The sequence below is a fragment of the Acinetobacter sp. RIT698 genome (assembly GCF_009668065.1).
Lineage (GTDB): Bacteria > Pseudomonadota > Gammaproteobacteria > Pseudomonadales > Moraxellaceae > Acinetobacter > Acinetobacter guillouiae.
Genome location: NZ_WJYH01000001.1, coordinates 176,112 through 187,919, shown reverse-complemented (window position 1 = coordinate 187,919; position 11,808 = coordinate 176,112). Strand labels below are relative to the sequence as shown.

General features: G+C 39.5%; 13 protein-coding genes. 5 read left to right on the top strand and 8 right to left on the bottom strand.

The window, feature by feature from the left end:
* Positions 1-43: 43 nt before the first annotated feature.
* Complete coding sequence (locus GJV03_RS00880) at positions 44-1,114, top strand: sigma-54 dependent transcriptional regulator (RefSeq protein ID WP_154129248.1); 1,071 nt, start codon at positions 44-46, stop codon at positions 1,112-1,114.
* 42 nt (positions 1,115-1,156) lie between these two features.
* On the opposite strand, the gene tatC is transcribed toward GJV03_RS00880, so the two are convergent.
* The 7 genes from tatC to GJV03_RS00845 form a co-directional block, all read right to left on the bottom strand.
* On the bottom strand, positions 1,157-1,894 hold the full coding sequence (gene tatC / locus GJV03_RS00875) for a twin-arginine translocase subunit TatC (protein WP_105713536.1): 738 nt from the start codon (positions 1,892-1,894) through the stop codon (positions 1,157-1,159).
* Positions 1,891-2,307 carry a Sec-independent protein translocase protein TatB gene (gene tatB / locus GJV03_RS00870; RefSeq protein ID WP_154129247.1) on the bottom strand — a complete coding sequence of 139 codons (417 nt, stop codon included), beginning with the start codon at positions 2,305-2,307 and terminating at the stop codon, positions 1,891-1,893. The genes tatC and tatB overlap by 4 nt, the downstream gene beginning before the upstream one ends.
* A gap of 13 nt (positions 2,308-2,320) precedes the next feature.
* The gene (locus GJV03_RS00865) at positions 2,321-2,536 is read right to left on the bottom strand and encodes a Sec-independent protein translocase subunit TatA (RefSeq protein WP_004823388.1); all 216 of its coding nucleotides are present in this window, start codon (positions 2,534-2,536) and stop codon (positions 2,321-2,323) included.
* A gap of 96 nt (positions 2,537-2,632) precedes the next feature.
* On the bottom strand, positions 2,633-3,388 hold the full coding sequence (locus tag GJV03_RS00860; RefSeq protein ID WP_154129246.1) for an ABC transporter ATP-binding protein: 756 nt from the start codon (positions 3,386-3,388) through the stop codon (positions 2,633-2,635).
* A 30-nt stretch (positions 3,389-3,418) separates the two neighbouring features.
* On the bottom strand, positions 3,419-4,207 hold the full coding sequence (locus GJV03_RS00855; RefSeq protein ID WP_004717492.1) for an ABC transporter permease: 789 nt from the start codon (positions 4,205-4,207) through the stop codon (positions 3,419-3,421).
* Positions 4,207-5,046 carry an ABC transporter permease gene (locus GJV03_RS00850; RefSeq protein ID WP_004717490.1) on the bottom strand — a complete coding sequence of 280 codons (840 nt, stop codon included), beginning with the start codon at positions 5,044-5,046 and terminating at the stop codon, positions 4,207-4,209. Before GJV03_RS00850 ends, GJV03_RS00855 begins: the two co-directional genes overlap by 1 nt.
* Positions 5,047-5,049: 3 nt before the next feature.
* Positions 5,050-6,123 (bottom strand): ABC transporter substrate-binding protein, encoded by a 1,074-nt coding sequence (locus GJV03_RS00845; RefSeq protein WP_056518007.1) that lies wholly within the window; start codon positions 6,121-6,123, stop codon positions 5,050-5,052.
* Between the two features lie 315 nt (positions 6,124-6,438).
* Here GJV03_RS00845 and GJV03_RS00840 point away from each other — a divergent pair, with 315 nt between their 5' ends.
* From GJV03_RS00840 to GJV03_RS00825, 4 genes are all read left to right on the top strand, one after another.
* Positions 6,439-7,572, top strand: coding sequence for an LLM class flavin-dependent oxidoreductase (locus GJV03_RS00840; protein ID WP_154129245.1), 1,134 nt, complete (start codon positions 6,439-6,441; stop codon positions 7,570-7,572).
* A gap of 191 nt (positions 7,573-7,763) precedes the next feature.
* Positions 7,764-8,591 carry an energy transducer TonB gene (locus tag GJV03_RS00835; protein WP_154129244.1) on the top strand — a complete coding sequence of 276 codons (828 nt, stop codon included), beginning with the start codon at positions 7,764-7,766 and terminating at the stop codon, positions 8,589-8,591.
* 27 nt (positions 8,592-8,618) lie between these two features.
* Positions 8,619-9,359 (top strand): MotA/TolQ/ExbB proton channel family protein, encoded by a 741-nt coding sequence (locus GJV03_RS00830; protein ID WP_056518013.1) that lies wholly within the window; start codon positions 8,619-8,621, stop codon positions 9,357-9,359.
* On the top strand, positions 9,359-9,763 hold the full coding sequence (locus GJV03_RS00825; RefSeq protein WP_004717481.1) for a biopolymer transporter ExbD: 405 nt from the start codon (positions 9,359-9,361) through the stop codon (positions 9,761-9,763). The genes GJV03_RS00830 and GJV03_RS00825 overlap by 1 nt, the downstream gene beginning before the upstream one ends.
* 324 nt (positions 9,764-10,087) lie before the next feature.
* Here the strand turns inward: GJV03_RS00825 and GJV03_RS00820 are convergent, their stop codons facing one another.
* Positions 10,088-11,677: an ABC transporter substrate-binding protein gene (locus tag GJV03_RS00820; RefSeq protein WP_151956366.1), complete on the bottom strand. Its 1,590-nt coding sequence runs from the start codon at positions 11,675-11,677 to the stop codon at positions 10,088-10,090.
* Positions 11,678-11,808: the final 131 nt, after the last annotated feature.

Here is an 11,808-nt window from a genome sequence, read left to right as displayed (position 1 = left end):
TATTCTATTTTAATATCCTCCTCAGCTATTTAAAGGGTTAATTATGAAATCCTATTTGGATAATGATTATAAAGTAATTACCTTGCCTGATAATGGTGTGCCAATTAAGCCAATAAGAGCAAAAGCGATTATATTTTCTGATCAAAACTCTCGTAAGCTATTAAGCCAAGTTGAAACCATTGCACCAAGTTCTGCCAGTGTGATCATCCAAGGTGAATCAGGTACAGGTAAAGAATTAATCGCACGTGAAATTCATTTGAAAAGTGATCGCCAAAATAAGCCGTTTCTTGCTGTCAATTGTGGTGCTTTAGTTGAAACACTTGCAGAATCTGAATTGTTTGGTTATGAAGCAGGCGCATTTACGGGTGCGCATAAGACACGCCCTGGTATTTTTGAAACAGCCGACGGCGGAACTTTGTTCTTGGATGAAGTGGGTGAGTTACCGTTGTCTTTGCAAGTAAAACTGTTACGTGTATTGCAAGAAAAGGAAGTTGTTCGGGTCGGTGGACGTAAACCGATCCCGATTAATGTACGCATCTTGTCTGGTACACATGTTGATTTGCGTAAAGCTGTCGCGGAAAATAAATTCCGTTTAGATTTATACTATCGCCTAAATGTGGTTGTGCTAAATATTTTACCATTGCGAGAGCGTAAGGGTGACATTTTGCCTTTGGTGGATTTTTTCTTAAACTCCTATTCGCAAAAGATGATTACGCCGAAACCCAACATCAGTGATCGCGCCAGAAATGCACTACTCAACTATAGTTGGCCGGGAAATATCCGTGAGCTTGAAAATAATATCCATTATGCACTGCTCATCAGTAGTGGCAAAACCATTGATATTGAACATTTAAGGTTTTCAGAGGAGGGTGGCTCAAGCGTTTTACCAGATAATGATTTGATTCAAGAGTTTGAGGATGTACTCAAGCGTTTATTTCAAGAATATGATGGTGAAGCATGGCACATCATTGAAGATAAAATCGTCAATACCGCTTTTTCAAGTTGCTGGAATAATCAGGTTAAGACTGCAAAAATGTTAGGACTGTCGCGCAATGTTTTACGTAATTTGTTATCAAGATATAATTTATTACCAAATAAAAATGAAATTGTTTAATTGGGCTGTGCAATAGAAACATCCATTTTACCCATGGATGTTTTATTTTGGGCTGGTCATTTTTGTGATCCATAAACCAAGTTCAAACAAAAGCCACATTGGTACTGCCAGTGCAAGCATGCTAAAAATATCAGGGGGTGTAATAAACATTGCGATAAAGAAAAACAAAACAATGATGTGTTTACGGTAATGTTCCAATTGTTGAATAGAAAGAATACCAATAAAAATAAGAATGTAGGTCAGTACAGGGATTTGAAAGGCGATACCAAAAGCCAGAAAAAGCTTGAGACAGAAATCAAGATAACTGTTGATATCAGTCATCGGTAAAACATTATCTGGTGAAGCTAAGACAAAGAAGTTTAACGCCAAAGGCAGAATCAAATAATAGGCAAATAAGATGCCAAGATAAAATAAACCGATGCTGGAGAGCACAAGCGCCATGCCAAATTTTCTTTCACTTTGATATAGAGCAGGTGCAATAAAGCGCCAGAATTGATAAAGAATAAAGGGAATCGCCAATAAAATTGCAAAATAAATATTGAGTTTAAAGGGCGCTAAAAATGTACTCATCACATCTGTAGCTATCATGGTTGAATTTTTAGGCAATCGGGATATTAAGGGTTGAGCCAAAAAATGATAATTGTGTTGTGCAAGGGGCAATAATAGTAAAAAAATAGTTAAGACTGTAGCAATGCTATAGATCAAACGCTTTCTAAGCTCTTTTAAATGTTCGCTATATTTCATTTCAGTGAGTGTTTCACTGAGTATTTGTTCGGTCATGCAGCTTGATCCTCACGCAAGATAATGGATGATGTTGTGTAAATTAAAAAGGGTACTTTTAATTCACGCGCAGAGATTTGATAAACATAATCATGTGTGGGATAAGGGGGCGCTTGATGTGCTATAGCAACAGCGCTATGTACACTTTGGATTTCGTGTTGCATTTGTGCAAGCTGCTGTTTGAGCAGCTCTTCGTTTTGTTTTATTTTGAGCAGCTCTTCTTGCATGATCCTTTTTAGTTCAAGCAATTCCAGTTCATTTTCTAACTCTAGCTGGATTTTGTTAAGATTATTTTTAAGGGCTCTATATTTAAGTAATCCCACCCTTAATGTTTGAGGGAGCTTTTCAGGTCCCAATATAATCAGTGCAATAACAGCAAAAGCCAAGAGTTCACCAAAACTGATATTGAACATAATGATTTAGTACTCACCGGTTAGTGTTTTTTTCTTTATTTAAATCGAGATGATGGATTTCTTTAGGCTGATTTGTTTCAGACAGTTTTTGATCATCAGAATGAACCGAGTCTTTAAAATCTTTAATTGCACCACCTAAATCCTTACCTAAGTTTTTAAGTTTTGATGTACCAAATAATAAAATAACGATCACGGCAAATAATAATATATGCCAAATTGATAAACCCATTTCATATTTCCTTAATAATTTAAAACTTGTTGATATAAATATCATGCTTGAATATATTTTCTAAATAATATTTATATCGATGAATATTCGATTTCATTATGCGCTATGGTCCAGCATATTGAGTGCTTGATTACGATAGTTAAATAATAATTCGCTGTCTTTATGTCTTGGATGGGTCAAAGGAACTTGAATGATTTCTTTAATTTTTCCTGGTCGAGCAGACATTACGATCACGCGATCACCCAGATAAACCGCTTCTTCTATATCATGTGTAACTAGAATCATGGTGATCTTTTGATCTTGCCAAATACGTTGTAATTCAGTTTGCAGATGGCTACGTGTAATTGCATCTAAAGCACCAAAGGGTTCATCTAAAAGTAAAATATCAGGCTGATTAACCAAGCCTCGTGCAATCGCTACCCGCTGCGCCATACCACCCGATAGCTCATGTGGATAAGCATTTTCAAAACCTTTTAAACCCACTATTGTAAGATGTTCTGCCACACGGGCATTTTTTTCGGCACGGCTTAAGTCGGTTTCTTCGAGCGCTAAATGAATATTTTCGGAAACACTGAGCCAAGGCAATAGACGGTGCTCCTGAAAAATTAAACCTCGTTTTAAATCTGTCCCTTGTATTGGTGTTTGATTCAGTAAAATCTCGCCTTGATAGTCTTTATCTAATCCTGCAATTAAGCGCAACAAGGTCGATTTACCACAGCCACTGCTTCCGACAATAGAAATAAATTCTCCTTGTTGAATATCGAGATGAATACCATCTAATACGGTGAAAGTTTGTTGATCTCGATAAAATGATTTATTGAGTTTTTTAATCGAGAGTAAGGAAAAGCTCATATCAATATCCTGATGAGATGGGTGATTCAGTTAAACACGCCATTGCAGTAGTCGTTTAGAAATCAAGTGAATGCAAAGCGTCATGCCAATACCGCTGAGGGTGACCGTGATTGCACACACCAACAAAATATCCATTTCGGCATTGATTTCAGCTTTCATCATTAAATTGCCTAAGCCTGCACCAGCATTGAATAACAGCTCACTGGCAGTTGTGGTAATCCATGTAAAAGGCACCGCTAAATTCAACCCCGTTAAAATATATGGGAGAGCTTGAGGGAAACGGATTTTTTTAAATTCCTGCCAAAAAGATAATTTGTAAATACGAGCGACTTCACTGTATTTCTGGTCATAATGACTTAGCCCTTGAAAGCTGTTAATCACCATCGGGAAAAAAGAAGCAAGCGCAATAATAAAGATTTTTGCCTGCTCACCATTACCAAACCACAGTGCAATCAATGGGGTTAAACCAAGTAAGGGTACTTGGCGAATGCTATTAAATAATGGTGAAACCAAGGCATTTAAAATTTTTGAATAGGCAAGTAAGGCACCGAGTAGTAGCCCTGTTGTCGAGCCAAGTAAAAACCCCAATCCAGCTTTTTTAAGACTTCCCCATGTGTTTAACCATAATTCACCTGTTTCAAGCAGCTGAATAAAAGCAAAATACACCTTCTGTAAAGGCACAAATGCATAGGCATGACTGGCACCTAAACTTGAATTGTATTGCCATAAAGCCAGTAAAAGGAGCGGGAGTAGCAGACCTTTGATCAAGATCAGTGGTTGCGCAAAAGCACTTTTTAAGTTCAGTGGATGCTGTGACATTATTTCCCCCTTGAACTCAATGCAGGTGATACAAGATATTGTTCGAGCTGACGTAAAGTTTTATCTAAAGCAAAACCAATGATTCCTGTAATAAAAACTCCGACCATGACAACGTCTAAACGTAACATTTGTCGTCCGAGCTCCATCATTTGACCAATGCCAGTGCCTGCAGCAAGTAATTCAACGGCCACCAAAATCAACCAAGCACGACCTAGAGCAATCCGCAGTCCACCGATTAATGGTGGGAGGATGCAAGGGATGATGATGTATCTCAACCATGCTGGAGTTTTTAGTTTGTAGATCTGGCCCAATTCAATATATTTTTTAGGAATATTTCTAACAGCATCAGCTGTTGTGAGTGCGATTGGAAAAAAACAGGCTTTAATAATCAGTAAAATTTTAAATAGTTCACCAATTCCAAAAACCAAAATAAAAATAGGAATAAGCACAAAGATTGGAATTTGATAAAGGATATTGAACAAAATATAAGTGTAATTTCGGAAAGAGGTGAGAGATGCATAGGCAATGCCAAACAAAATCGCACAGGTGGCCGCAATTGAAAAACCCATCAGCAGTCGAGAAAGGCTATCTTTTAAATGCAGTTGTAGTTCACCACTTTGCAACAAGGCAAGAAATGTCTGCCATACCGTTATAGGTGGCACTAAAATTTGGGTTGGAAAAATCTGTAAATAGCTAATCAATTGCCAAACCAGTAACGCCAAGATGGGTGAAAGGAATGAGAGCAAGCGATAGACCTGCTCAGAAGACAATCGCCTCCATAATGGTGCTTTGATCGCCACGATTTTTTTTTCGATAAGCGGATTTACGAGGATTTTCATGACCTAGTTTCCTTGCTTATGTTGAATATCAAGTGTTTGTAAATTTTGAATGGCTTGACTGGTAAACTGAGCATTGAGCAACTCTTCAGCTTTGATTGGCGTTTGAATCAATTGGTTTTTTACAGCATGGTCGATGACTTTTGCATAATGCTGTTTAAGAAAATCCACTTGGTACTCAGGTGACCAATCTTGTTGCCAGTTACTGCTGGTATTTTGACTTTCGCGTTGAATCACACTTAGAGGCTGACCAAATTTGGTTTGGCTTTGTTGGAATTCATCTTGATGCTGTGAAATCCACTGCATTGCCCGTACTGTCGCATCAGCAAGTAGTTGGGTTGTGTCTGGATGTTGATCCAGATAAGTCTTGCGTCCCCATAGTTCAGCACGCATTTTCCAGTCAGCGGGTAGACTTTGCGATGACCAAATAATTTTGCCAAGATGGCGATCTTGTAAAGTGAGCGCATCACTTAAGGTAAAAAATGCATCGACGCTTTTAGCGGATAAAGCAGCAGCTCCCGCCTGTGGATTGAGATTGATGATTTGAAAATCTTTAAGCTTTAAACCTTTGCTCTGTATCAATTGAGCAAAATTAATTTCCCAAGGACGACCACGATGTAAGGCAATCTTTTTACCTTTGAGGTCCTCAATGGTTTTGATGGGTGAATCCGCTGGAACCACCAAATAAACATTATTACCGACTCCGCCAGGGACGACAATTTGTGTTCTAACACCAGTGGCATTGAGTACTACCGCAGGAAGATTGCCATAAAAAGCAAAATCAATTTTATTGTTGATAAAGCTTTCATTGACTAAGGTGGCCACAGCCGCAGTGGTTACAGGTTCCCACTTTAATTCAATATTTTTCTGCTTTAATGCTTTTAGAAAAATGGGGTCCTGTGCAATAAGTTGTGGTACACCAATAAAGTCCAGACCGCCAGAAGTTCCATTGGCCACAACCGCAATACGAAGCTGTTGTTGACTGGTTTTACTTTGGTTTGGATCTTCGGTTTTGTGTACGCCACAAGCAACCAATCCTAAAAGACTAAAACTTAAAAAAAGACCAGAAAAAATACGCATATCATCATAAAAATCTAGAAATATAAGGGGATAGAGCAAGAACCAAGCCAAAATAATTATTTTATATAAATCAGTTTGTTATGTTTTTATGATTGGTGTTATTTGAATGGATCAAACAGGTTATGTTGTGAAACCGACAGTATTGGATGGATAAGTGTTGAAATTTCAACACCATGTTTAGCTGGGTTTTTATAATATTTAGATAAAACAACAATATAGATGAATTCAATATTGAATAAAAAACGGCATGGTTTCTGCTCATGAGTTGTATCACTCACGATAGCGTGTAAAACCTTTAAATTATTGAGAAGTATTATGTCTGTTGAATTTTTATGGAGAATCCCTGTGCATGGGGATGGTCGTCGAGCACATCAGTTACATACACGAGGTGAATGGAACCAGCTGAGCCCAGCAGTACAATCCCCTCAACGTGTGGCACCTCAACATCAAGATGAATTGTTTGCCTACTATGATTATGTACAACAGGTAGCAAAAGCCGCAGATATCGTAGGTTTTCACGGCGCATTGATTCCTGCTTTTCCACATACTGAAGAACCGTGGGTGCTGGCATCGGCATTGGCAAGAGAAACCAAAAGACTCCGATTATTGATTGCGATTCAACCTTGGTTTATCCATCCTGCATACGCAAGCCAAATGGCAGCAAGTTTGCAGCGTCTCAGTCACGGACGAGTTGAATGGAACGTGATCTCAGGTGGCGGTGGGGCACAGCAACGAGCCTATGGTGATTTTATTGAACATGATCAGCGCTATGCGCGAACCAATGAATTTTTAGAGTTTGTAAAAGGGTATTCGCATCAGGCACCTTTTGACTATGATGGAAAGTTTTTCCACGTTGAACAAGGTGGTTTGAAATACCCAATGAATCAATATGACGTTCCTCGTTTGTGGTTAGCGGGAGCAAGTCCAGCGGCACTGCAAGTTGCAGGTCGGCATGCCGATATCCATTTAACATGGGGGGAACCTGTTGAACAGCAGAAAAAAGTGATTGAACAGGCGCGATCCTTCCTTGCACAAAATACCCCAGACCATAAGGTAAAGTTTGGTATGCGTATTGATATTTTGGCACGCCCCACACAGGAACAAGCGTTTCAAGAACTTAAACAGATGTATGAAACCATCGCTGTTGATGGCAATGCATTTGAACGTAAAGATACTGAGTCGGTTGGTGCAAAACGTCAGCAGGCCTTAGCACAAGGCAATCGTTTTGAAGACTTATTTGTCAGTCCAAATGTTTGGGCTGGTATGTCAAATGTAAGGGGTGGTCCAAACTGTATTTTAGTGGGGAGCTATGAACAAGTGGCACAGCGCTTACAAGAATATATCGACATTGGTGTTGGGCATTTTATTCTCGCCAGTAACCCACATTTGGAAGAAGCATATCGGGTTGCTGAAGAAGTCTTACCCTTGGTTGGATATAAATTAAAATAATAAGTTTAGATCCCTTTGAGATATCAGAGGGATCTTGTTGTTTCAACAGCATAGAACTGTCTTAAAACCAACAGCTTTGCTGACAAATCGAAGAGTGTTTTTAATTAAATTTATAAAAATTAGTAGCTTATATTGTTGGCATGACTTGTGCAATTTTCAATACAGTATTTTATTTTTTAGTTTAAATTGCCATGAGTGAACGAATATTTAATCCCCATCAGCGGGCGTTGCTATTTGGGCAATATGCATCTGCTTCAACTGCAACTGGCATATCAGACCCATTTACACGACATCATTTGGATGTGAGTCAATCACCTCCAGCAAAATTGAATAAATTGTGGATCGCGATCATTGCGGTTGCTGCAGCACATTTGGGTATTTGGTATATCGCAAAACAATTACCGACACCAGCTTTGGACATTGCAAAGCCAGAACCCGTGGTGATTGAAATTGTCAAACCAGTGGAACCACCTAAAGTCATTGAACCTAAAATTCCACCAGTGACGCAAAAACCCAAAATTCCGCCTGTGGTCGAAAAACCAAAACCGATTGCGAAACCTATCGAACAGCCGAAACCTGTTCAAAAAACTGTGGAGCAAGCCAAACCGATTGTAAAACCCATTGCGCAAGACACAGTTCAAAAAACTGAGGAACCTGTTGTAAGCAAAAAACTGAGTACTGAACCTGCTCCAAAAACAGCAGAACCAGTGAAGCCTGCTGATGACAATTTACCTGTGACAGAAGCCAAGGGTTATGCAGGTTATCTAAGCAACCCCGCAGCAGAGTATCCAGAACAGGCCTTAGAACGTGGTTGGGAAGGCTCGGTGATTTTAAGGGTCAAAGTATTGCCAAACGGTAGCCCAGATAGCGTAACGGTCAAACAAAGTAGCGGCAAAAAACTTTTAGATAGCGCGGCTGTAAGAACAGTAAAGCAATGGAAATTTTCACCGGCCTTAAAAGGTAAAACACCTGTCGAAGGTTGGGTTGATGTTCCAATTCATTATCAATTACCGAAATAACCTATTTTAAATTAAGAGGATATCTACATGACAGACATAAATTCATTGATCCATGACGGCACAATCTGGTTATTGGTTACTTTCTCCATCGTCACATGGGTGTTGATCGTGGTTAAAGTGGTACAGACACAGAAAGCCAGCAAGCAAAGTAAGGTCTTTGTCGAAGCCTTTTGGAAAGCCAAAAATTTGCCTGAGGCAGTGACTCAATCACAACAAGGTGAAGGCCCTACAGCCCGTGTTGCAAATGCCGGTTTTCAAACCTTGATTGAGGCAGATGAAAAGACTCATCAAGATTTGCAAAACAGTTGGAGTCGGCAGGATTTATTAGAGCGTCATTTACGCAAGCAAATTTTAACTGAACGTCGTCAATTGGAAAAAGGTTCTGCATTATTGGCTTCGATTGGCAATAACGCACCGTTCATTGGACTATTTGGAACAGTGTTTGGGATTATTCATGCTTTACAGGCCATTGCACATTCAGGTAATGCAAGTATGGATGTGGTTGCAGGGCCAATTGGTGAGGCCTTGATTGCTACAGGTATTGGTATTGCTGTGGCGGTACCCGCTGTGTTGGCTTATAACTATTTCATACGTAAAGTTAAAACCATCGGTGCAGACCTCGATGATTTTGCTACTGATTTTGTCAGTTTAAATCAAAAAGCGGGCTTTCAGTTACCTGTCGCTAAGCCAAAAAATACCACTGGAAATACTGTAGTCAATCATGATGCATCCAGTAAAGAAGTCAAAGAAAAAGGAGTGTTTGCATAATGGCCGTTTCAACCTCCCAAGAAGATGATGTGGTGAGTGAAATTAACATTACGCCATTGGTTGATGTGATGCTGGTTTTACTCATCGTGTTTATCGTTACAGCACCCCTGTTAACCAATACCGTGAAAGTAAATTTACCCAAGGCTGCACCGACGCAGTCAACGGATCAGAATAAAGCGGTTGTCATTAGTGTTAATCCGCAAGGAGAAATCTTCCTTGACAAGGATAAAGTAACTTTGGCAAGTTTTGAAAAAGAGATTCAGTCACGTAAAAACAGTAACCCTAAATTGGCTTTGAATTTAAATGCCGATGAGACCATTCCTTATGGAACAGTTGCAAAATTACTTGCCAGTATTGAGCGAGTAGGGGTAGAAAAATTATCTGTGATTACCGTACCCAAGTAGTCTTTGGATGCTGAATGAAATAGCTGCTGCGGCAGCTTTTTTAGTGTCTAAAAATATGAGTAGTTAAAATTAAAACAGCGTTCAAATTTTATTGCTTTGTATAAGCATGATTTATATAAGCCTGATTTTTATAAACTGAATGTGTACAAAATGAATGTGTTAATTACGATTTTGATCAGCAACATAAAGGTCGTTGTGTTGGGCAGTAATAGTCGGGATGCATCATCAGAGCCCCATAGTGGATTGACTTTTCATCCTTGAAAAGTCAGAAGATCGCTGACTACAGCAGATGCTTGCTTGTGTTAAGGCTCTGCAAATTTTATTTTAGGCTTGATTGTTCCATAATTTCTCAAAACGCCACGTTGGGAAAATAGTGTGTTCTGCCGCTAATCCTCCGATCTGTTTCGATGCAGCATCTATGCTATGGCTAAAACCCCAAATCAGCATTCCACCGCGTTCATGTTGAATTTTTTGTGCCTGAGCCAAATACACTTTACGCTTGGCTAAATCGGGTTCAGCCAGTGCTTTATAAAACAGCTCACTATATTCTGGGTCTTTAAAGTTGACACGATTGGTTGTTGAAATTGGCGCATCATTCACTACAGCAGTGGATAAATACGGTGTACCCACGTTGGTTGCATTACTGGAGAATTGCCATTTACTTCGATCAGGTCCATTAAAGGTAGCTAAATCAACTTGTTTGACCCGAATACTGACATTGGCTTTCTTTGCTTGTTCTGCAAATATCAGGGCAGGTTGGGCGTTGCCAACGGGGGTAATCAGTTCAACGCTTAAGCCATCTTTAAAGCCCGCTTGAGCCAATAAGTTCTTGGCTTCTGTAATGTCTTGTTGACGTTGTGGCAAATTTAGAAATGCTGGATCCTGTGGAGAATATAGATCATTGGCGATGCGTCCCTGACCGTTTAAACCCCGTTGTATCAGCTCTTGACGATCGGCGATTAAACGAAATGCTTGGCGGACTTTGGGATCATTAAATGGTGCCTGTTGAGTATTAAAGTCAAAACTATTGTGGGTATTGGTTTGAGAACGAACCGTTTGAATATGTTTTGCTTGCTCTAAAATTTTAATGTATTCAGGTGAAATCGCATTTGCAAGATCAATTTGTCCTGCCAATAATGCATTTAGTCGAGAAACTTGATCTTTAAAGTCAATTACTTCAAAACGATCTGCATAAGGCCGATCTGCTTTAAAATAGTTTTCAAACCGAGTAAAGACTGAACGTTGACCGGGGATAAATTCTTTGACTTTATAAGGACCTGCGCCCACAGGGTTATGAATGGGATCAAAATCAGTGGGGACAATACCGCCAAAATTGACCCAAGTTTCAGGCAGCGCCACAAAGCCAGCAATTGAACTAATAAAAGGGATGCGTACTGTATATTGATCTAATTTTTGGATACGATCACGATCAATCCATTGCACAAGATTCCGAAAAGGTGAGGCAAGCTTTGGATCTGTTAATCGTTGCAATGAAAAAATGACATCATCTGCGCTGACGGTTTTACCATGATGAAACTCTAAACCTTTACGCAGTCGTATGGTCCATTCGCTGGCATTATGATTAGGTTCTGCAAATTCAGCCAAAGCAAGACGAGGAAGCATGTTTTCGTCCCATTCCCAGAGCTTATTATAAATCGCAAATCCACGGGTAATCCCACTTCCTGAAGCTGAAAGGTGAGGGTCAAGGCTACCTGATTGTTGTCCACCAATCAGCCCTAATCGAATTGTTCCACCATGCTTAGGGGTACTGGAAAGTGAACTTTGGGAGTCAGCGCTAGGTTGTGGAGATTGTCCACAAGCAGATAAACCACTGATTAAAGAAACGCCACCGAGTGCAGTTAGACTTTGGGTTAAAAATTTTCGACGTGAGAGTAACAAGGTTTCATGTGTCATTAAAAATACTCAGTTAGAACGTATTCAGAGGAGATTGCACAATGAATGCCAATTCTTTTTTATATTTTTCTAATATTTATCAATTGATTATAAGCGTTGTGTTTTTTGTCACTGTTGCTTTTTCAGCATTT